12 protein-coding genes and 1 pseudogene are annotated in these 23,278 nt (G+C 47.3%); 1 reads left to right on the forward strand and 12 read right to left on the reverse strand.

The features are described from left to right. The first annotated feature begins 187 nt into the window (after window positions 1-187). Window positions 188-9,952: a calcium-binding protein gene (locus SULKU_RS14875; protein WP_172633601.1), complete on the forward strand. Its 9,765-nt coding sequence runs from the start codon at window positions 188-190 to the stop codon at window positions 9,950-9,952. 33 nt (window positions 9,953-9,985) lie between these two features. On the opposite strand, the gene dgt is transcribed toward SULKU_RS14875, so the two are convergent. The 12 genes and pseudogenes from dgt to gspG all read right to left on the reverse strand — a co-directional run bounded on the left by dgt (window position 9,986) and on the right by gspG (window position 23,250). Beyond that, complete coding sequence (gene dgt / locus SULKU_RS06080; RefSeq protein WP_013460067.1) at window positions 9,986-11,428, reverse strand: dGTPase; 1,443 nt, start codon at window positions 11,426-11,428, stop codon at window positions 9,986-9,988. Then, on the reverse strand, window positions 11,421-12,323 hold the full coding sequence (locus SULKU_RS15390; RefSeq protein ID WP_342613691.1) for a DUF2779 domain-containing protein: 903 nt from the start codon (window positions 12,321-12,323) through the stop codon (window positions 11,421-11,423). The genes dgt and SULKU_RS15390 overlap by 8 nt, the downstream gene beginning before the upstream one ends. A 900-nt stretch (window positions 12,324-13,223) precedes the next feature. Continuing rightward, window positions 13,224-13,727: pseudogene (locus SULKU_RS15440) on the reverse strand (esterase/lipase family protein); the annotation flags it as partial. Between the two features lie 42 nt (window positions 13,728-13,769). Then, window positions 13,770-16,127: an AAA family ATPase gene (locus tag SULKU_RS06090; RefSeq protein WP_013460069.1), complete on the reverse strand. Its 2,358-nt coding sequence runs from the start codon at window positions 16,125-16,127 to the stop codon at window positions 13,770-13,772. Further along, entirely contained in the window at window positions 16,117-17,247 is a 1,131-nt protein-coding gene (locus SULKU_RS06095; RefSeq protein WP_013460070.1) for a metallophosphoesterase family protein, read from the reverse strand. The genes SULKU_RS06090 and SULKU_RS06095 overlap by 11 nt, the downstream gene beginning before the upstream one ends. 151 nt (window positions 17,248-17,398) lie before the next feature. Continuing rightward, window positions 17,399-18,490 carry a methyl-accepting chemotaxis protein gene (locus tag SULKU_RS06100; RefSeq protein WP_013460071.1) on the reverse strand — a complete coding sequence of 364 codons (1,092 nt, stop codon included), beginning with the start codon at window positions 18,488-18,490 and terminating at the stop codon, window positions 17,399-17,401. A gap of 78 nt (window positions 18,491-18,568) precedes the next feature. Then, window positions 18,569-18,991, reverse strand: coding sequence for a lytic transglycosylase domain-containing protein (locus SULKU_RS06105; RefSeq protein WP_013460072.1), 423 nt, complete (start codon window positions 18,989-18,991; stop codon window positions 18,569-18,571). A gap of 43 nt (window positions 18,992-19,034) precedes the next feature. After that, a complete protein-coding gene (locus SULKU_RS06110; protein WP_013460073.1) occupies window positions 19,035-21,227 on the reverse strand; it encodes a PhoX family protein in 2,193 nt (730 codons plus the stop codon). A 115-nt stretch (window positions 21,228-21,342) separates the two neighbouring features. Beyond that, complete coding sequence (locus tag SULKU_RS06115) at window positions 21,343-21,843, reverse strand: PulJ/GspJ family protein (RefSeq protein WP_013460074.1); 501 nt, start codon at window positions 21,841-21,843, stop codon at window positions 21,343-21,345. Continuing rightward, window positions 21,840-22,292, reverse strand: coding sequence for a prepilin-type N-terminal cleavage/methylation domain-containing protein (locus tag SULKU_RS15005; RefSeq protein ID WP_172633602.1), 453 nt, complete (start codon window positions 22,290-22,292; stop codon window positions 21,840-21,842). Before SULKU_RS15005 ends, SULKU_RS06115 begins: the two co-directional genes overlap by 4 nt. Continuing rightward, window positions 22,264-22,818, reverse strand: a complete 555-nt coding sequence (locus SULKU_RS06125; protein ID WP_013460076.1) for a type II secretion system protein — start codon at window positions 22,816-22,818, stop codon at window positions 22,264-22,266. Before SULKU_RS06125 ends, SULKU_RS15005 begins: the two co-directional genes overlap by 29 nt. Then, window positions 22,819-23,250 (reverse strand): type II secretion system major pseudopilin GspG, encoded by a 432-nt coding sequence (gene gspG, locus SULKU_RS06130; RefSeq protein WP_013460077.1) that lies wholly within the window; start codon window positions 23,248-23,250, stop codon window positions 22,819-22,821. It abuts the gene before it with no gap. Window positions 23,251-23,278 lie beyond the last annotated feature (28 nt).

The following is a 23,278-nucleotide window of genomic DNA, read 5'->3' on the forward strand; positions in this document are numbered from 1 at the left end:
TTATATAGGATTTTTAAGTGCGAATGGGGGATTAGTAACCAGTCTTGGCGATTTGATTAACAAAATAGACAATGGTACTGTTACACGTAATGACTATATTGATGTATTGAAAGATATAGGTGCAGTTGGAACTGGAGCAGCAGCATTAGCAAACTTAACAGGTTTAGTTGCAGTAAATCCATTATTATTGCTTGGATTAGGTCTTGGTTTAGCAGCATTAGACTATGCCGACGAACATAACTACGATACCACAGAAATGTATAATGATATCAAATCTAAATGGGATCAAGTAACAGATTACCTAAACGATAACGGAGACACTCCTTCTCCAGACGACCTCACCTACGACCCAAGTAAGTTTAATCCAAACACACCGCAACCCGATCTCGATCATGACGGTATCCCTGATATCTATGATCCCGATATGGATAACGATGGAATCCCTGACAACCAAGATTCTGATATGGATAATGACGGTATCCCTGATGACATCGATCCCGATCCGCTGACACCCGAACCACAGCCTGACAACCCCGCCGACGGTCACCCCTTTGCCCTTGAGCGCTTCGATCCACCGCGCCGTGATCCCTTGGTACTCGACCTAAACAAAGACGGTCTGATTTCCACCGTATCGCTTGCTGATTCCACCGCCTATTTCGACCTCACAGGGGATGGGATAAAAGAAAAAGTGGGCTGGGTAAGTGCCTCTGAGGGGATCGTAGCATTCGATAAAAACGGTAACGGTAAGATAGACGGAATCAGTGAAGTATTCGGAACCGCTACGACGAGCGGATTTGCGGAACTGAGAAGTATCGCCGACAGCAACTATGACAACATCATCGATAGACGTGACGAACTCTACAATCAGCTGAAAATCTGGCAAGACACCAACGGTGACGGTATTTCCCAATCCAATGAACTCAAATCCCTCACCCAAGCAGGAGTCAAAAATATAGAGTTAAACGTATTTGCCACCAACATCAATCTTAACGGTAATGTATTATCCGAAGCGGGACGCTACGGTGACAGTAGCGGTACCCGTTCTCTCGCCGCCGATATCGAACTCACCTTTGATTCGCGGATCACTACCGTCGATACCTCTCTGATCCCCGATTATACCGTCCATCCTGATGCAGCAACCCTGCCGAAACTGCGAGGATACGGAACGGTCTACAACAGTGAAATCGCCTACAACGTCAACGATAATCTCCGAAATCTAGCTATCGGTATGTCACAAGATATTACCGCCGTAGCCACACAGTTTGATGCGTTTATCGCCGAATGGTCGGGATTGAATACTCTATTGCGAAACGCTCAGGAGAAATACGCTCTCACCACCGCACCAATCCTCTCGGAAATGGATAAAAAAGTATGGATTTACGAACACTTTATCGGAATTGACCGTTTCAGCAGCGGTATCGAAGCACGGATTAATACAACGGCATCGGCGATGAAGACAGGGGCTTCGGCGAATGTAGCTTCAGGACGGTATACAGATGCCAATGTCAATGCCGCTTATGGCAGACTTCACGATCGCTATCAAGCCGTATTCGCTCTCCAAGCACTTTATCCCCAGATCATGGATATCATGACATATAATGTCAGTATCGATGAATTTACTATTCCCGATACAGCGGTATTTACCCAAAATGTCATCGATTATCTGAACAATGCGGATAAATCACTCGAATCCAAGCTCTATCTTGCCGATACCATGAATACGCTGGAGACGACGTTTCTAAATTTTAGCGCTGCCGATGTAACGGCAAGTATCACCGACCCGCTCATGAAAGAGCTCATCAGCGGAATCTATGCCGGAACCTACAAAGCGCACGTCTATGAAAACGGTACCTACACATCGGGCAATATTCTCGCCGTTGGAAGTGAGAACGGCGAGTCGATCACCATCAACGGTTCGGCAGGTTCTACGGTACTTGCAGGTGAGGGGAACGATGTTCTCCGCGGCTCAAGCGGAAACGACGTTTATCTCTACCGCAGAGGTGACGGAGTCGATACGATTATCGACGGAGGGGGAAGCGATACCCTCCGTCTCACCGATATCCTCCAAAGCGATATCATTTTGCGCTCATCAGGCACCGATCTGATTATCGGGTGTGTCGAAGAGGGGAAAACGTTTGAAGAACTGGGCAATACCGTAACGCTTGTCAATTGGGCGGAGAGTGCGAACCGAATCGAGAATGTCCGTTTCAGCGACGGCAGCAGTCTCGATTTCTCTCAGGTGATTAAAGATTATTTTATTACGAACAATGATGATCGTATCGATCTAACAGCCTCTTCAGATATCATCAATACACTAGCGGGTAACGATGTAGTACATGGTTTGGGTGGAAGCGATACCCTTAATGGTGGAGAGGGAGATGATACTCTTTATGGCGATGAGGGTAATGACACTTATATCTATAATCTCGGGGACGGTAAAGATATCATTACGGATTTGTCGGGGGCGGATAGTCTCCGATTCGGTGCAGGGATAACGGCAGAGTTAATCGCTGTACGATATCTCGCCAACGGTGATATGATGATCGCCCTCAAAGACGCGGATAAAACGTTTGAGGAACTCGGTGATACCATCACGATCAAAGGGTGGAGCAATGCTTCTAACCGTATCGAGCAGATTCTTCTGAGCGACGGCACCGCACTGAGTATTGATACGCTGCAAGTCGGAAGTGAGGGGGCGGATACCCTCTTCTTCGGTGATAGCGGTATCGTTTTTAATGCACTCGGAGGCGATGATCGGGTTACCTCCGGAAGTGGAGCCGATGTGATCGACGGCGGCAGCGGAAACGACACGATCAATGCGGGGAATGGAGCTAATAGTGTTCATGGAGGTGAAGGGGATGACACTCTTATGAGCGGAAGCGGAGCCGATAGTCTAGAAGGGGGAAGCGGAGCCGATATACTGAGTGCCGGAGCGGGGAATGATACCCTCAGCGGCAGCAGCGGAGTCGATACCTTGCAAGGGGGTGGAGGAAATGATCTCTATCTCTACGTGCGCGGCGACGGCAAAGATACCGTTATCGACGAGGCCGGAGCCGATACTCTTGCGTTCGGCGAGGGGATCGCACAGAGCGATCTGATCGAGGTTGTCAAACCCGGCAGTAATGATCTGCTCGTGGGAGTGCGCGAGGAGGGTAAAAGTTTCGAAGAACTGAGTGACGTTATCACGATCAAAAACTGGGTCAACACCCTCGACCGAGTCGAAACGATTACGTTTTATGACGGCAGTATCATCGATTTGGCCGCTATACAATCGGTAACCGAAGGGGCTGATAATCTCGTCTACGGTGATTTTACTACTACCGTCGATGCATTGGGAGGAGACGATACGGTGATTACGGGTACGGCCGCCGATATGTTGCACGGAGGCAGTGGTAATGACACGCTCCGAAGCAGTGCGGGCGATGATACCCTCTACGGCGATGCGGGAAGTGATACATTGTATGCGGGTATCGGTAATGACACTCTAAGCGGCGGTGATGGGGCTGATACCCTCTACGGTGAGAACGGTAACGATACTTTAGCGGGTAACGGCGGAAACGACACCCTAAGCGGGGGGCTTGGTAACGATACCTATCGCTTTGCTCTGGGAGAAGGTAAAGATATCTTCATTGACGAATACAGCTACGGTTCGGGAGATAACGATACTCTTCATTTCGGTGAGGGTATTACGGCGGATAATCTCGTCGCCCGCGCGGTAAGCGGCAGCAACGATCTGCAAATCGCCATCTGTGAGAGCGGCAAAGGGTTCGATGAACTCAGTGACGTCGTCACCCTCAAAAACTGGTTTGACGCCAACAAACGAATCGAGAACTTCGTCCTCTCCGACGGAACATCAATCAGCCTCTCGCAAATGCAGGGGGGAACGGACGGAGATGATTACCTTGTCTTCGGGGATAGCGATACCGTGATCGATGCGCTGGGCGGTAACGATACGGTTATCACCGCCAACGGCAACGACACTCTTGGAGGAGGAACGGGGAATGATATCCTGATCTCTAACGGTGGTAATGACACCCTCAGCGGCGGCAGCGGTGCCGACACATTAGAGGGGGGAGGGGGCAGCGATACCTACCGTTTCGGCATCGGAGATGGCAAAGACCGCATCACCGATAGTTCAGGACTCGATTCCCTCATCTTTGGTGAGGGAATTATTGCGGATAATCTGATCGCCCGATTTGTCAGCGGCAGCGACGATCTGCAAATCGGAATCCGCGAAGAGGGAAAAAATTTCGATCAGCTCAGTGACGTCATTACTATCAGCGGCTGGCGTAACGTGGCGTACCGAGTCGAAAACCTCCGCCTCAGCGATGGAAGTGCAATCACCCTCACACAGATCGAACACTCCGGCGATGGGGATGATTATCTCGTATTCGGCGATGAGGGAGTCATCGTCGATGCACTCGGGGGTAACGATACACTCATCACAGGAGATGGAGCGGACACAGTAAACGGCGGTGATGGAAATGATACCTTACTCAGCGGTAAGGGTAACGATACCCTCAGCGGCGGCAGCGGCAGTGACACCCTCAAAGGGGGAACGGGGAACGATACGTATCTCTTCAATCGCGGTGACGGAGCCGATACGATCTTCGATGAACTTGGCAATGACATCTTCACTTTCGGAGAAGGGATCACCCAAGACGATTTGATTTTTAAGCAACAGGGAAATACTCTCCTGATCGGTATCGCCGAAGTGAATAAAACGTTCGATCAGCTCAGTGATGTCGTAACCTTTACCGATTGGTTTAAAACCGATACGAATGTGGAGTCATTGCATTTCGCAGACGGCTCATTTATGAGCCGATCGGATGTTGCCGGCTTGTTTGTACCCAACGATATAGACGGAGCGCTCTACAGCAAAACGGGTGCGCAGATGTACGGGGGAAGCGGAAACAATGCCTATGTTTACAATCGCGGCGATTTTATCGTCGTCATCGATGATAGCTATAAACAAGGGGATATTGAAGTCAACGCGGGAGAAGATACCCTTTATCTCAGCGGCGGAATTAATAAAAACGATGTGACGTTTGGTGTGGTCGGAAACGATCTTATCCTCAAAATCACCCCGAAAGTCGAGACGTACGAACAGCTCAGAGATTACGTCGTTATCAAAAACTGGGCTGATACGAACAAAGGGGTTGAAAAAGTCATCTTCAGCAACGGAGAAATCCTGACAATCGACAAAACCGCTGCCTATCCCGTGACAACGTTTAACTACGCATGGGTATCAAGCCGATACAAAATTTACGGTGATGATGTAAATACGGTTGTAGGAACCGTTACGGATGAATCTTTTGAGACCAACGGCGGTAATGATACGATCAATGCCGGTGGGGGAAATGACCGCATCGATGCGGGTATAGGTAATGACGTAATCGAGGGGGGAGACGGAAACGATGTTATCACGATGAGTGCAGGCGATGATACGGTTACCGACAGTGCAGGGGATGATGTCTATCTTTATAATCGCGGAGACGGACAAGATACCGTGTATGATCTCGGCGGAAACGATAAAGTCATGTTCGGCGAGGGGATTAGCGTTGAGGACGTACTCGTACAGGTTCAGGGAAGCCGGGATATCGTTGTAGCGCTCAAAGACGGAGAACGTCCTTTTGAAGAGCTAAGCGATAAGCTCATCATCAAAAATTACTATAGCGGCAAGAATTGTATCGAGACGTTCGGATTTGCAAACGGCGAAGCGGATATGAATGTCGAGGCCATAGTACAAAGTATTCCCAAAGAGGATAATCGTGCGATGAAGTTTGATGGAATAGACGATGCCGTTATCGTTTCAGACGCGAGTACGTTTAATGTCGCCGACGGCGTCTCTTTGGTCGCTAATGTGAGTTATCAGGGTAATGGGGGGATGGTTATATCTAAACATTACACCCACAATAACCGTTCCTACGATATGCAGGTCAATGGTACAGGCAAAGTAATATTTGATGCAATCGATGTGCATAATTCAACGCATATTATAGAGTCAACGACTGTTTTGCAGCCTGGAGAAATGTATGATATCGCCGCAACCTACGATAAAGCGACCGGAGTTTCGAGAATTTATATAAACGGTGTGATCGATACGGAAGTTCGTACGGGTAGTTTTGACATTATGCAATCCAGCCAAGCCGTAGTGGTCGGAGCGTATTGGGGTTCGGGGACTTCTTTACGCGGTTATTTTAACGGGACAATCAGTGACGTGCAGGTTTTTAACCGGGGATTGACATCGGAGGAGGTGACGACTCTGGTCGCTGATGGCAGCGTAAAAAACAGCTTATTAGCCCATTATGATTTTGAAGGGGTCGATCCGCTGGAAGATAGTTCCTCTTATGCGCATACGGCAGTTATACGTGGCAATCCGATCGTTGTCGATGTGCGCGATGGGGCTTTCACTCCTCCTCTTATTCTGGATATCAATGCCAACGGTACTACGTCGATTTCTCTTAGCGCTTCACATACGTACTTCGACTATGCGGCAGATGGATTGAAAGAGCACACGGCATGGATTGAACAAGGGGATGCGCTGTTGGTGCGTGATATTAACAATGACGGTATCATTAACGACGGAAGCGAACTCTTCGGAGAGAAAACTAAGCTCATCGATGGATCTTTTGCCTCAGACGGTTATGCGGCATTGGCGCAATACGATACCGACAGCGACGGTAGAATCGATAAAAAGGATACCGGCTTTTCGCAGCTTAAACTCTGGAAAGATACGAATCTCAACGGAAAAACGGATAGCGGAGAGTTGACGTCTCTTTCACTAGAGGGTATTACCTCTCTTTCGCTTAACCGTATCGACGGCAGTGTCTACACCCAGACGACTGAAAACGGAAATATCATTACCAATGAAACCAACTATACGACGCTTTTGGATACGGGTACCATGCGCGACGTGTGGTTTAAGATCGATGCAGCCGATACGATTACCGACAACGATACGATCTACGGTACGCTTGATGAGGAAACGCTCAGCGGAGACGTCGGCAACGATACCTACGTCATCGCCTACGGCGGCGGGATCGATGTGATCGACGATCATGGCGAGGGAGCGGACACGATCAAATTCATAAACGGCATTACCCCCGATCGTCTGATCGTCCAATGGATTCGCGGAACGGATGATTTGCGTATCGGCATCCGTGAAAATGGTCAGGATGATACCCCGATGACGGAATTAGCCAATACCTTGACAATTAAAAATTGGTTTAACCGAACAGGGAATATCGAACAATTCATATTTAACGACACCACTGCTCTTGATCGTCAAGGTATCTACGATTTACTCTTAAACGTTGAAGGTGATTTGATCGCACGTGTTCTCGACAGCGAGGGTACACTCTCCGGCAACAGCGGCAATGACCTCCTCTACGGAGCAGACGGGGGCGAAGTATTAAACGGAAACGGAGGAGACGACTACCTTCGTGGACTGTCCGGAGATGATCGCCTCGATGCCGGCAACGGTGACGATACGCTTAATGGGGAAGTCGGAGCCGATACCCTTGAGGGGGGGATGGGTAATGATTACTATCTCTTTGACAAAGGGGACGGCAAAGACCTCATTATCGATACCGGGGGGATCGATACCCTTTATTTTGGTAAAAAAATTAGCCGCCGTGATCTCATTATCACGGAAGAGGGTGAGGATTTAGTCGTTACTTTCGGTTACGATGACGGTAAAAATATCGATGAAATCGACCGTATTACGCTCAAAAACTGGACTGTGGACGGTTTTAAAATTGAATCCTTTGCGTTCAGTGACGGTCAATCGTACTCATTGAGCGAACTGATTGAAAGAACAACCAATCATACACCTGAGATGTTTTTCGAAGAAGGAGAACGAAACCTCGGCAAAGAACGTAGTGCCAAGGGGATTTTGCTTGCCGATGATATCGACGGCGATACGTTAACCTACACTGTTATCAATGCACCGGTGATGGGTACTATCCATATTAACCAATACGGTATTTGGACTTATACCGGCACCTCGAAGAAAGTCGGTACGGATACAATCACAATCGCTATTGATGATGGACAAGGCGGTGAAGTGATAACGACGCTGTCTTTCGTCATGGAAGCATTAAATCAAGCCCCCGAAGCTCTCGCTGAATCTACCAATACCCTCCAAGACATTCGAGCTCTCAGCGGCGAAGTGGGAGCAACAGACGTAGATGGTGACGTTCTCACTTATACTGTTTCAACAGCAGCATCTCACGGAATCCTTAGCGTCGATCAGAACGGAGCATGGGATTACAGTGTTGCGGATAGCTATATGGGAAGCGACAGTGCCGTTATCACGATCGATGACGGCAACGGAGGGATAGTTACCCAAACCTTGAACTTCGAAGTCAACGTTTCAGCTCTGACATTATCCGATAGTATTATCAATATCCTAGAAGACTCATCGACAACCGGAATCTTTAGCGTAGAGAATCCTATTCAAGGAGCATTGTCGTATGAAGTTCTAGGCAGTTCAACCAAAGGTGACTTCACCCTCAATGAATCAGGGGAATGGAGTTATACCCCATCGGAAAATTTCAACGGTGACGATAGTGTCACGATCAAAGTGACAAATGAGTATGGTCTTAGTACAACGGCTACCGTCTCTTTTGCTATTGAAGCGGTGAATGATGCTCCTGTGCTCGTAGAAGTTCCGGCTTCTATTACTCTCTATGCAGGTGCGTCAGCAACCGGCAGTATCCAAGCTTCTGATATAGAGGGCGATACACTAAGCTATAGTGTCACTGCTCCGGAACATGGAGTTCTCAATATAAATGAGAGCGGAGCGTGGAGTTACACCGCAGAACCATACTACGCAGGGCAAAGCAGTGCTACCGTTACCATCGATGACGGAAACGGAGGCAGCACAGTGGCCACGTTGAATTTCACAAACCTGATGACCCCGGATTGGCAATACAGTTACGCCGGAGAAACCCTCACTATCAACGATAATGACGGAACTGATACGGTGATGATGAACACTGTCTCTATGAATGAACTTACCTTTATCCAAGAAGGAAATAACCTTCGTATCGATGTTAAAGATCAACCGGATGTACTCCTTACCGATTACTTTGCATCACCGGCTAATGGTGTCGAGTCGATTCAAACTTCAGAAGGGAATATAAATCTCTTCAAAGAACAAATTGGGACGAGCGGTAGTTTTTTCGGTATAGCATTGGGGAACAATCATGATAATCTGATTAGCGGAAACACAAAAAACAACACTGTCTCCGGAGGCAAAGATGATGATATTCTCTTCGGTAATGATGGAAACGATACTTTATTAGGAGATACAGAAAATGATCTGTTGGTAGGCGGAGAAGGGAATGACACTCTAAGCGGCGGTGATGGGGCAGACATCCTCTATGGGGATAACGGCAACGACACACTTAGCGGTGACGCAGGCAACGATAAACTCTTTGGAGGTAATGGTAACGATACCCTGTTCGGCGGAAACGGAAACGACCTTTTGTCCGGAGGAGAAGGAACAAACACCCTTAGCGGAGGATCAGGAGATGATACCTACCTGATTATTAAGGGTACCCCTAATACGACTATCACTGAAAATGTACTAGGATTCGGATTATTCGGTCGTTGGTTCGGACAAGAGGGCGGTACCGATATACTCAAATTCGGTGAAGAAATTACGAAAGAAGATATTAGTTTCCTGATGAAAGGAAATGATCTTTTGCTCCAATACGGCGATAATGAGTTCATAACGATCAATAATCAGAAGAGCGAAGCTAACCGAATCGAAAAATTTGAACTAAATGATGGAAGTTATCTTACGAATACCGATATTGACCGAATCATTCAGCAATTGAGTGCCTACAGCAAAGATCAAGGCTTCCACATCAAAGACAATACTCAAATACAATCCAACCAGGCACTGATGAATATCGTAGCGGCAGGGTGGCATGCCCTATAGGGAACGAGTAGGGGGAAGAATTACGTTAGTCTCTCACAACGCCATCAGCGTTTGATACTCGTTGAGGGCGAAGTCGTCGGTCATTCCGCTGACGTAATCAGTGACGAGGCGGATACGGTAATAGCGTTCCATAAGGTTGTAGGTTTCCGAATCCTCGGGATTGAGTGTTTTTATATCAGCCTGATACGCAACGATTTGTTTGGAGGAAATGCGTCGGATTAGCCTCATTGCGATAAAACACTCGATCTTTTCATCTTGCAATAGTTTTGTGAAATCTTTAGCACTGAGTTCCAATAGGGGTTTATAGATATCCAAAAGGCCGTTAACGATCGTATACCCCTGAAGCTCCAGCGTTTGGACTTCACGGTTTTGATAGATGTGTTTTGCGGAGAGCGTTTCGAGGATTTTTACCGCTTTGTAGTATTTGCTCTGTGTATCATAGTCGAGCAGTGCGCAGTTGAAGCTTCCCTCAAAGATCGCCTGATGATTTTTAATATAGATATCCACGACATGATAGACCAACGAGGTAACGAGTTTAGCCTTGATCAGGGTGAAAAACATATTGAACTGGTAGGGTTCTTCTTTTTCTTTGGCTTGTCGGTACCGATCCTCGATAATCTCAAGGAGATAGTGTTCCCCTTCGGATTCGCACGCTTTTTTGATGAGATCGTAGACCTGATCGAGGCTCAAAATCCCTTTTTCGACCGCATCTTCCAGATCGGCGGTGAGATAGGAGATGTCATCGGCCGCCTCCATGATGTAGGTGAGGGGAAAACGGTGTCCCGCTTCGACACCAAGGGTTTGTTGCACCTTTTCAACAAAAGACGCTTCGCTGTAGTAAAAGCCGGGCTTTTTCTTGAGATAGCTAAAGCTATCCTCTTTAGGAGGTTTTGCCTCATAAGCGCCGCGCGTGTATTTGAGAACCGCTAGGGTTTGGGTATAGGAGAGGTTGAGGCGCTGGAGTTTGGAGATGACCCGTATCGCCTGTGCATTGCCGTCATAGTTGCAGATATCTTTAGCAATGATATTTTTGATCGTCTGAACTTCTGGACGTGTTGAAGGGAAGGCATCGAGGATCGGCAGCGCGTTATCCCGCATCCATTTGTTGATCGTCTGCTCCGCAAAATGACCGAACGGAGGATTGCCGATGTCGTGCAGCAGACTCGTCATCTCCGCCGTGGAGACGAAAGCGTTTTCGAGCTCTTCGAGACCGTAGGTATCCAGCCCCTGTTTTTTGAGCTTTGCGAGGATCGTTTTGGCGATAAAACGGGCCACCTGAGCCACTTCGAGCGAATGGGTGAGGCGTGTACGGATCGAGGCGTTAAGCTCCAGTGCGAATACCTGTGTCCGTTTTTGGAGCCGCCTGAATGCCGGAGCCGAGAAAATGCGTCCGCGGTCGCTTTCGATGGAGTAATCGAGGTTATCGATGGGGTTGACCTCTCTGTCGGTCGTTATTTTTTTCGTGTAGTCAATCATGGATAACCTCTCTGAGTTTTTGATGCACTCTGACCATCGCCAGTGTATCGAGCTTGCAGTATTCGAGAAGGGCGCGGCGGATGCGCTCCTGCTCATTCGAGGTCATTGTTGCGAGCCTTGCATAGGCGTTCATCGCTTCGCTACCGTTTTGGACGCCGTCGAGCTGTTTGTAGGCATCTGCCATCTCTGGGACGAGGGCGGGGAGGACGTATTTGATCGAGTAGCTTCCGTTCATGGAGGGGGTGACGTAATGAGCCTTCTGAAACGGCACCATCAGATCACGGAGGTTGGGGAGGATGCTGTTGAGGCTCTCGCTGAGATCGGGGAAGCTCTGAGCAAGCTTTTCGATCACTCCGCGCTCGAAGCTCATGTTGTACGCCAGTACCGTGACGTTGTTCGGGATGTCACGGATTAGCTGTTGTGCCAATGCGTAGCGTGGATCGGCACCTGCGGGGGCTAAAAACTCCCGATGCTCCAGTGTCCCGTCGGCGTGCTCGATATGGAGCGAATACTGAAACGGTATCTGCTGATAGGGGCTGATCCCGCTCCACTGCGGAACCGCCTGCTGAAACGTCTCGAAATCGAGGTGGTAGATCGGATAGGATAGGGTGGAGAGGAACTCACCGATAGCGTCGCGGTCGATATGGGTGCGCTGTGCTTTCCAGTTATCGACTTTTTGGCGTTGGAGGGGGGTCATCTTATAGCTATCGGGTATCTCTTCGATCTGGACGATCCCCTGATCGTAGAGTTCGACCTGATTTTTGCTCCCGAGGTTAAAGATATTAAAGACGGAGTAATCGGGGATGCTGCGCTGTACTTTCCAGCAGTAGTGCATCGCGTCGCACTCATAGGGATTTTTGCAGTGTTTGCCGATCTCGATGGCAGGTTCGTTCATTTTATTACTTAAGTAAGATTCAAAGCTTTCTAGAATATTGGGAATATCGACTTGAATTTTTTCTACTTCATCACTGATATCTACTACAGAAAAAAGTTTATAAATGTCTAATGAATTACCTCTAACATAGGAACTATCGACATGAACAATATTTGTGCTCTTAATATTTAATCCAAGATTCTTTAATACATAATACTGAATAGACACGTCATGAATATATATATCCTTTACAGATGTGGAACTTTTTACTTCATATATTGAAAAACCACTAGCATCAACATGAAGTATATCAATCATGACTAAAATACCATTGTAGTTAAAGGTGGCTTCGTAAATATACGGCACATTATTTTCAATATACTGTTTAGTTGTATCAAGCATTTGTTTATAATCTTTATTAAATGGTACTTTTTGTCCATTTGGGAAAAGATTACATGCTAAATCACCTATAACATTACCAGTTTCAAGTATTGCTTCAGCAGATTCATTTTCAATTGTAAGGACAGATGGTTTGTGCTTTTTTAACCAAAGCGATTTGGGACATTGGATGCCTCTTATATATAGTGATTTAGACAATAGCATACTTATTCTCTCTTCTATACGGTATAACTCTTTAGAAATTTTATTGAGGGAAAGATAGTTTTTGATCTTTTTATTAATATCATAAATCAGTGGCGCAAGATATAAATTATGTCTTGGTTTCGCAATATCGGTATGTGAACAATCTACTGGGCTTGTATGCATTTCTTCAAAAATAGGAAAAGCATTTTCTTTTGGTAACACCCATGATTCATCAGTCGCTCTATAGTAATGTCTATTTAGTTGATTTTGTAAAATTAAATAATTATCCGTTAAATATTTAATTATTTGTGAGTTTTCTTCAAGTGATTTTACTTGTCTATTAATTCCATTCAAAAATTTTGCTTTATTTGTTCCTCTATGAGGTGTTGCTAATGTAATATAAAAATTAGTTTTTTCAAAAATATCTGCATTCTTAATTAAAACACCTTTTACAATCAATCCACCCATACTATGAGAAATAAAATTAATACTTTTATATTGAGGAATTACTTTTTCGATTTTGAGTGCAGCAAATGTTGATAGTTCTTCAATATTTAAATTTTCAATTGGTTCATTTTTAGTAAATCCAAATATCTTATATAACAAAAATACAATACTCTTTTTACTTAATATGTCTTCTGTATGGTATTCTAAATAACCAATATCTACATGGTCTAAAATTGATTGTTCAAAGTGTTCATGAAAAAATGTTTTATCTTTTGGCTCAAAAAAAGTTTCTTTACTTCCTTGTAAACCATGAACGAAAATTATTAGATGATCATTTTTATTGTTTATTTCATAATGTATATTCAAGATAATCCTTATTCTAATAATAGCTCTCAATAAAATTTAATATAAAATATATCATATTGGACGATTTGTTTATTACAACTCCACCACTTTCTCAAACATCTCTTTAATCTCCGTCTCATGTGAGATCAGAAATATCTGCCGATACGATTCGCTGATCGTGTGAAACGCTTCCATGATCTGGATGCGCCGCTCCTCGTCCTGAGAACCGAACACCTCGTCGAATGCCAGAAACCCGATATTGTCGCCGCCGCTGAGTTCTCCCAGCGTTTTTGAGATGGCGATACGGAGGACTAGGTTGGCGAGGTCGATCTCTCCGCCGCTGAACCGCTCGATGGGGTAGCGCTCGCCGTTGTCGTAGATGTAGAAGTCGAACTCGGGGGAGACCTCGATGTGCTGATAGCGTCCGCGGGTGATGCGGCTGTACATCTCGCTGGCGACTTCGCCGATGTGGGGGGCGACGCGGGCGTTGATGTGGGTTTTGAACTCCGCCATTACCGCTTTGAGCTTCTCGTAGTCGTCGCGGTCGTTTTCGCGGGATTTGAGGGAGGCGCGGTTGGTCTCGTCGCGCTTGATCTCTTTGTCGATCGCTTCGATGTCGCGGCGGAGGTTGGTCTGCTCCAGCAGTGCGGCGTTGTGCTCGACGGCTTTGGCGTCTTTGGCGCTCTCGGCTGTTTTGACATGGACGGCGGCATCGGCGTGGGCTTTCTCACTGTAGGTGTCCTCAGAAATGAGCTTCTGCTGTGCGGCGATGCTCTGGGTATCGGTCTGTATCTGCGCTCCGAGCTTTTGCGCCGCTTCGGTTTTGGCGGGGATCGTGGCGATGAGGGCTTCGAGCGAGAGGAGGGCGTCAACTTGGGGTTTGAGGGTATCGCGCTCGCCTCTGAGAGCGATGTGCACCTTTTCATCGTAATTAATATTAACGAGCTGTGCAAGGGCGGTTTTGTTTGCCAGTCCGCGCGTTTCGATCTCACGGAACTTCTCCTGCGCTTTGGCGAGGTCATGGGTCTTGCTCAGCAGCAGAGCGATCTGTTTGTCGGTGGTGCTTTGGCGTGTTTCGGCCTCGGTGAGGGCTTTTTGCTGTTGGGTCTTTTGCTCGTTGAGGGTGTTCAGGCGTATTTGCGCTTCGTCGATCTGACGCTGATAGACGTCGATGATCTCCCGGTGGAGCGAAGAGAGGACGGCATCGTAGTTTTCCAGAAGAGGGCGGGTACAGACAGGGCAGGCGGACTCGGCCCCCAGTTCGGTGATGCGGGAGACTTTTTCCTGAACGCCCGCGATGTTGGTGCGGTTGGAAGCGATCTCGGCGGTAGTGCGGGTTATCTGCTCGGTGAGGGTATCGAACGCACTTTTGAGGGCTTTAAACTGCGTCTGCTCCTGAATCAGCTGTGTTTTCAGCGTTTCGAGCGGGGCGGTCTCTTTGATGAGCTGTGCTACTTCCTCTTTTCGGGCCGTGTAGCTTTTGCGCAGCTCTTCCTGCTCTTTTTCCAAACCCTCTTTTTTCAAAAATGCGGCTTTGAGGCTCTCTTGCTCGGAAAGCGATTTTTCGAGAGCGTCGAAGCGCGCTTTTTGAGGGAGCTGTGAGGTGTAGCGGCTCTGCTGTGCTTGGAGGGTTTTAAGCTCTTCATCGAGGGCGGTGAGCTGTTTTTGTTCCAGTGCGAGGGCTTGCTGGAGTTTGTCGAGCGAATCCAGTTTCTTTTGCCGCTCTTCTTTGGCCCTCTGGTGGGTCTCTACGAGAACTTTGGCGGCTTCGTAGGCGGATTTCAGGGTTGCGGCTTCCTCGTTCAGCTGTTTGATACGGGTTTCGAGTGTGAGGGCGGTTTCTGTTTTGCTCTTGTGATCCTCGCGGTGCGCTTTGAGGACGTCGTCGCCGAGCAGGAAGCCCGAAGCGCTTTTGAGTTCGCGGTTAAGCTCCCGCAACTCTTCGCGGATCATCTCCTCGATCTTGTCGATCTTCTCCAGCCCCAGCAGTCGGCGCATCATCGCTTTGCGTTCGTCGTTTTTCATGGAGCTCAGCGCCGTCAGCTCTTTTTGGGAGGCGAAGACCGTGTGCAAGAAAGCCTCTTTCCCCATTCCCAGAAGTTTCGTGACGGCGGTGCTCACTTCACGCGCACCCGTGATGATGCTCACATCCGCTTCTTTAAGGGTGGCGTAGGCGGTGAGGGCTTTGCCCCGGAACTCGCGGATGGCGGTGTAGCTTTTCCCCTCGATCTCGAAATTCAACTCGACTTTGACCCCTCCTGTGCTTCCGGCGGTGGGGATCAGCTCTTTGGAGCCTTTGTACTCGCCGTACAGGGCGAAGAACACTCCGTCGAATATCGTCGACTTGCCCCGTCCGTTGCGTCCGAGGATTCCGCACAGACCGCTCTCGAACGTGATCTCATACTCGGCGTAGCGTTTGAAGTTCTGGAGTCTCAGCGATTCAAGCGTCACGGGTCACCTCGTCATAGCGTGCAAAGAGGGTTGCTACTTTGGCATTAAGGCGTGCGGCTTCCTCAGCGCTGGCGGTCTGCTCTTCCAAAAAGGCGCCAAAATACTCCTGCAACGAGGCGGCATTGACCGATTCGGCGGTGGCGGCGGATTCGGTTCGGCGGAACTTACGCTGAATTTGGACGTTCAGAGCCGTAGGAAAACATGCCTCGATGTCGCGGTTGGAAATGTCGATGGATTGGGTGGCACTCAGGTTCTCCAAGGTGATAGTGAGCAATGCTCCCTCAATCTCCAAGGAGGAGCCAAGTATGCGAAGGTCGTCGAATATATCCGCGGATGCCTGTGCATTGATGCGGAGTCGGTGGCTGGGGCGCAGACGGATCGGGTGAAAAACCACCTCAAGAGAATCTCCCAGTGTGATGAGGGCGTACCCTTTGTCGTTTCGCGTATCGGCACTGCTGGTGCGCTCGGTGGAGCCGGCATAATAAACATTGGGGTGTTTGCCGACGCTTCCGAATCCGTGCCAGTGTCCGAGGGCGACGTAGTCCATTTTTTCAAACAATCCCTCTTTATCCCTCGGATAGACCCGCTCGCCGTACTCCTCCATCATAAACTGCGCGCCGACGGAGCAGTGGAGCATCATCACGTTATGCTTCTCCTCATCCACAGAGGCCTCGCATTGCCCGATCGCCGCGAGATTGGCTTCCTCATCGTTGATATGGGGAATGCAGTGAAAGTTAATATTATCAAATATTACTTTTTCATACGCTTCTTCGAACACGGGAAAAATATGATCGAGCGTCCGCAGTGCCGCGAGGATCGGGGAGGCGGAACGGGTGCGGGGGGTGGAGTGGTTTCCCGCGATGATGATCGTCGGGATTCGGGCGACACTGAGCCGTTTGAGCTGGCTGAGGCAAAAGCTGATGGCGCGGTTGGAAGGGTGGGGCCGGTGGAAGAGGTCGCCCGTGTGGATGACGTAATCGGGTCTGGTTTCCAGTACCGCGTCGATGACCTGGGTAAAGGCGTCGTAGAAATCGGCTTCGCGCTGATTGATACCCTGAACACTCAGTATCTCAAGATCGTTAAACCCCAGATGGGTGTCGGAGAAATGGAGGATTCTCAACGCAGGCCTTAGTATTATTTTTAACAGAATATAATTTTTTTGCTTAAACCGAAGAATACGGCGGAGTGGATTTTGTGATAACTATGAAATAGATTTTTAAAAGAGAAAATTACGGAGAGCGGCATCTGCCGCGAAAAAGCGGCACGACAGCTTAGAGACGTTTTTTCTGAATAGCGGCGAGAAGAATTTCAAATCCCTCTTTACTCGATTTTTCCACATCTTTGAGAACTTTGACCCCTTCAGCGAGGTTTTTGCCCTCTGAAAAAATGCTCACCGCACGCGTAAGGCCTGTGTGGACATTTTCATGGTGACGTCCGACCTCATTGATGGTTTGCTGGTCGTTTCCGAGGAGTTTTACGACGTCGTTCGAGAACCATTTTCCGAAACGGCAGCTGTGATGGTCGCTGATCTCCGCTTTTTGATGGTAAAGAGCGGCTTTGTATCCTTGGAGTTTCAGATTGATATGATCGATTTTTCCGTTGCTGATGCTGACTTCGTTCGTAACGTTAATGGTTTGGTTGAGGATATCCTGAGAATTCTTGTTGACAAAATCGATATTGTTCTGGAATTCCTGCAACGTACTCATTACGTTGGATGCGAGGGAGTAAAACGTTTCGCTCGCTTCGGTCATCGCCGTAGAGTTTTGTTTGAGTCCGCTGATGTTGACTTCGACCTCCTGGGTCGCTTTTTGGGTCCGCTCCGCGAGTTTGCGCACTTCGTCGGCAACGACGGCGAAGCCGCGTCCGTGTTCTCCGGCCCGTGCCGCTTCGATAGCGGCATTCAGAGCGAGAAGGTTGGTTTGATCCGAGATGTCTTTAATCAGATTGATGATTTGGGCAATCGAGAGGACGCTGTCGTTGAGTGACGAGGTGTCGCTTTGGATATTTCCGCTCATTTGCTGGATATTGTCGATCGATTCGACGACAAACTGGGTTTGTTCCCGAAGGGTTTCACTGCGCATGGCTGTTTTATTGTTGACCTCGTTGATGTTGGCGAGCATTTTGAGGTTTTCTTCCATCGTCCCCTGCAAAAAGTGCATGCCGTCGCCATAGCTTTCGAGCAGGGTAGATAGAATCTCATCCTGAACTTTAGGCGATTTGTCGTTTTGGAGTTCACTGAGTTCATATTTACATGACTTAAGAGACTCATGTGCTTCTTCAAGTGAACGTTTGAGCGCTTCGTTTTCGTTTTGAAGCTGTTTGTTTTGTTCAGTAAGTTCTCTGACTTTACCAGTGTTAAACATCAATATCCTTTGTCCTGTAATTGTGCGATACGATAACGGAATACATCTAAATCAATTATTAACTTTATGTCTAAATCATTACTGTGCTCCGTTTCGAAGTGCGGCTACCAATTTTCTAAGCCATTTTTCTTTATAGGCTTGTGTTTTCGAATGGTAGTTTCCGACCGCCTGCAGGTTAAATCCGTGCTCTTTGATATGTTCCGAGAGGAGCCAGCTTCCGACGTAGATATTGACTTTCGGATTCATGATATTGTGTTCATTGACTCCCCACTGTGCGAGTCGGCGAAAATGGATCGAGTTAATCTGCATCAGACCGTAGTCTTTTGTTCCGTTGTCATTGATTCGCAGGGCGTTCGGATTACCGTTGCTCTCAATCCTGACAATATTTTTGAGCAAAAGAGGGGGGATGTTGTAATGGTGTCCCGCCTCTTCGAAATAGGGATCAAAAGAAGCACTGTACAAAGAGGGGATAAAAAAAATAATAAAAAGGATTTTATTCATAAAAACAAGTAGAGCACCTCTCTTACAAGAGGTACTTAAGGGATTACATTCCAATAATTCCACCGTCATTTTTAGTAATGACAATGGTTGACGAACGCGGGCGAGATGTTGTGTCGGATGCTGGCCAGTGGCTTTCATAATTGGCAGGAGTTGCAATATCCGCATCGGCAGTATTTTCACCCGGGTGCTGAATATTAATAAAGATGGTTTTACCGTCCGGCGTTTCAGTAATACCTGTAATTTCGCATCCTTTTGGTCCGACGAGGAAACGTTTGAGTGTACTTGCACTAGCATCTTTACCGACAAAGGTTGTAATCTCTTGATCGGCATTGCCATTAGTAGGAACAGCGGTATTGGTTACTTTGTAGTTTGCAGTACCATCACCATGTGTCCCCGGTACGGCTGCAAGCATCATACAGTTGGTAACGTCACGGTACGCACCATCATCTGTTTGTAGCCACATTAATCCTTTTGTCGCTTGGCTGAAGAAAAGGCCGTCTGGGCTAGAGAAATCGTTATCATTGGTGAGTCCTGAGATATTGACATTGGTTCCATTGGCATCCGATTGTGCACCGAAGAGGTAGATATCCCAGTTGAATGTTGTAGCGGCAGCATTGGCACCACTCTCTTTGATACGGATGATATGTCCGTTGACATTTCCTTTGTTCGTTGTAGAAGTTCCGTAAGTATCGGTATAGTAACGTGGATTAGCGGCATCTAACCCATATTTACCTGATTTGGCACGATCTGAGTTATTGGTGAGTGTGATATAGACATCACCGGTTGTCGGGTGAACTCCTGACCATTCCGGTCTGTCCATTTTGGTTGCTCCCACTGCATCGGCTGCGAGACGGGTATTGATCGCAACATCTGCTGCATCGCTAAATGCATACGTTGCATAGGAAGCAATTGAAGTATTTGTGAGAGTGAGCTCTGTCCATGTCCCTGAACCATCACTATTGAATTTAGCAACATAGAGTTTACCGTTATCAAGATATTTATTTCCGGCGACAAGTCCACCGTTCGCATCGGCTGCATCCCAGTTTTGTGTTGAGACGTATTTGTAGATGTATTCGCCTTTTGAGTCATCACCCATATAATAAACGATCGGTTTGCCGGCAGTTACGATTCCCGGCATTGCACCTTCATGTCCAAAACGTCCCATAGCGGTGCGTTTACGTGGTGTTGAACTAGGATTATACGGATCGATTTCGACAACCCATCCGAACGTATTCGCGATATTGCGGTAATCAGCTGTAGCATCCGCACCGGTGATGGCGATATGCCAACGATCATATTTATCATCAGCTGTTGCAGAGTTTGCCCATCCATAGCTTCCGTTTGAACTGGTTGTGCCGTAACGGCTTTGAGCTACAAGCTCTTTGGCACTAAAACTAGTTGATGTACGTTTAAAATAACCAGCCCAGTTCTCTTCACAAGTGAGGTACGTTCCCCATGGTGTATAGCCGTTTGCGCAGTTGTTAAGTGTACCACGTGTTTTACTACCGTCTGTGGAATATTTGGTTGTCATCATGGTACTATTTTTTGCAGGACCTGAAATGTCCATCGGTGTTGCAGCCGTAATACGACGGTTGAAATTAGAGCTTTTATTGAGTGTAAAACCACTTCCTGTGTTTTGAACTTCGATAATAGAAATACCGTGAACATTCACCTCTTTATCAATTTGTGACGCAGGTCTGTTGGTTGTCGAAAGCGATGCAACTTCAGCAGATGTATGTAAGAACATTTGTGTAATGTTCTCGTGATTCATTGCGATAAGTCCACGTGTTGAATTGGTAGTATCTTTTGCGGTACCTCCAACATTAAGACCAAAATAGCTCATACCGTCATGATGGTCACCTGCACGGAATTCAAAGCTTGCTGCGCTGTCTGTACCATCATTAGCATAGGCTGCCGTTGATGTATTGATAGGATCACCAAGACTGTATAAAACTTTTGCAGTGTATCCGCTAGGGATAGTTACCGTGTCATTTAGATTTTTAGCAACAGCGGTAAATCCTAAAAGAGCAGCCGCTGCCGCAGGCGAAGTGGAAGTAGATGAATCATCATCATTGCACCCTGTTATAAATGAGCCGAATAAAGCAGTTCCGATAAGCCCGGCTCCCATTTTAATTACATCGCGTCGGCTCATGCGATCCGCTAGTACATTATCAAAACTTTCGTTGTTTGAAGTGTTACAGTCATCGTGTCCGATGTCAAACTCTTTTTTCGTCATTGTGAGTTCCTTTTATTAATTTATCGGCGTAAATAGTAGGGGGCTGAGGTTACGGATTAATTACTGTAATGAAATCTATCGGTAATAAAAATAAATTAGTGTGGTATAGCGGTTGTTATTTTTTTGTTTCAACAATCAGCGGCGACTCATTTGTAAATTTGATATAAATCATTCTGCCGGATGATGACTCGTACACCCTGAAAATTTCACACTCTTTTCCTACAACATCACTGTGTATCTGATAAATCGATTCGGGACGTAGGGGTAAGGTGATGGGAGAAGCAGATTCGAGGCGTATCAGCGTATTATCCGATTTGATCACCATCCATATGACATTGGGGCGATAAATCCCGTACAACGAGCGGTTTGAACCGCTTATGGAGACGGTATTGAAGTTTTTTTCAGACGTAGCGAGGATTTTAAGTGAGGCCGGTCGGTCGTAATCGCCTCGCATGAGAGAGAGGATTTGGTTTTTTTCACCGAGATGACGTTCTTTTTCCTTGAAAAACGAGAGCTGAGCTCGGAGATTGTCAATCGTTCCGAACAGTATGACGGTGATGAGGCCGAAGAGGAGTATCGATACCAGCAGTTCGACAAGAGTGAACCCTTTTTTCATTGAAACGTTCCCGACGAGATGCCGAAGCAGCTTTTTTTATCATTGCCGATCTCAAATCGGATGTTTTGGACGGCGAGCGAATGTGCGGCCGCTGCACCGGAAACATCCATCATCATAAGCGGATCGAGATACTCTTTGTCCATTGTCCGGACATTGATGCGATAAGGTTCAAGTGATTCGAGGATATCGGAATTATCGATAGTGTAGCGCTCTCTCAGAAAATCAGATACATAGACGGTTTGTCCGTCCATAGTATCGTCGGCACTTTCGGCAAGAAGCCCCATCATCATCGATGCATCAAAACGATCGAGTGCATTTTGCGATATTTTCGAAGCATTGGAAACGACATTCAACAGTGCTAAGGCGGCAATTGCCACCAAGGCAACGGCAACCATGGTCTCAATAAGAGAGAACCCTCTTTTATGGCTGTTGTACATAATATCGGTCACTCTTGAGAGGGTAGCGAAGTTCATCAAAAAGGTGAAGGCGGAGCGTTTCGGCTGAGTCGGTGATAAAAGGTTTCTCTCCCTGCAGCGGTGTGTAGAGGTAATAGGATGCGTTGTCTTTGAGGATGAGCGGCGATGAAGTCCCGTCCGGATAGAGGGTAAATTCAAAACACTCCTGAGAGAATTTATTATCGATGTTTGTAACGGTTTTTTCAAGGGGACGGAGCTCGCCGAGGCGATCGAATCCGTAGCGCTGAAGGGGGCCGTCTGATGAGAGACGGATCGATGCGACCACAGAATCCCTAGTATCCAATACGCGGCATTCATGACACGAATTGTCGCAAATCAGACGGATTTTTTTACTATGATCCAAAGCTGTGAGGGCGCTTTTGAGTTCGGAGGCTTTAATGGAAGAGGATACGGCTTTTTCCTTTTTGATCGCAAAGAGGCCGATAGAGTAAACGATCCCTACGATTATCATAACGATCAACAGTTCAAAAAGGGTCATCCCCTTTTTAGCATGATCCACTTAGCGGCACTCTGAGAGTTTTTGATCCTTGTCCGCGCCGTTTCCACCCTCTTTGCCGTCACTTCCGAGGGAAATCAGCTCGATTTTATCCTCAAGATTGAGATAAATGTAAGGGCGGTTCCATGGGTCCTGCGGAAGCTTTTTCCCCTCGATATAGCCGTTTTCAGAATATGTGGTATAGGTATCCGGATCAGGGTTGGCGATCAGCGCATTAAGAGACTCTTCGGTAGTCGGATAGGAGCCGTTGTCGACTCTGAACATTTTGAGGCTTTCGTTCAGGCTTTTCATCTGAACACAGACGAGCTTTTGTTTTGCCTCATCGCTTTTTCCTGTCACGTTAGGGACGACGAACGCTGCCAGCAGCCCCAGAATAATGATAACAACCATGATTTCGATCAGGGTGAATGCCTTTTTGCTATTGTTGATTTTCATGCACGGGTACCTTTTTCCTCTATCACAA

This window comes from Sulfuricurvum kujiense DSM 16994 (assembly GCF_000183725.1).
Taxonomy (GTDB): Bacteria; Campylobacterota; Campylobacteria; order Campylobacterales; family Sulfurimonadaceae; genus Sulfuricurvum; species Sulfuricurvum kujiense.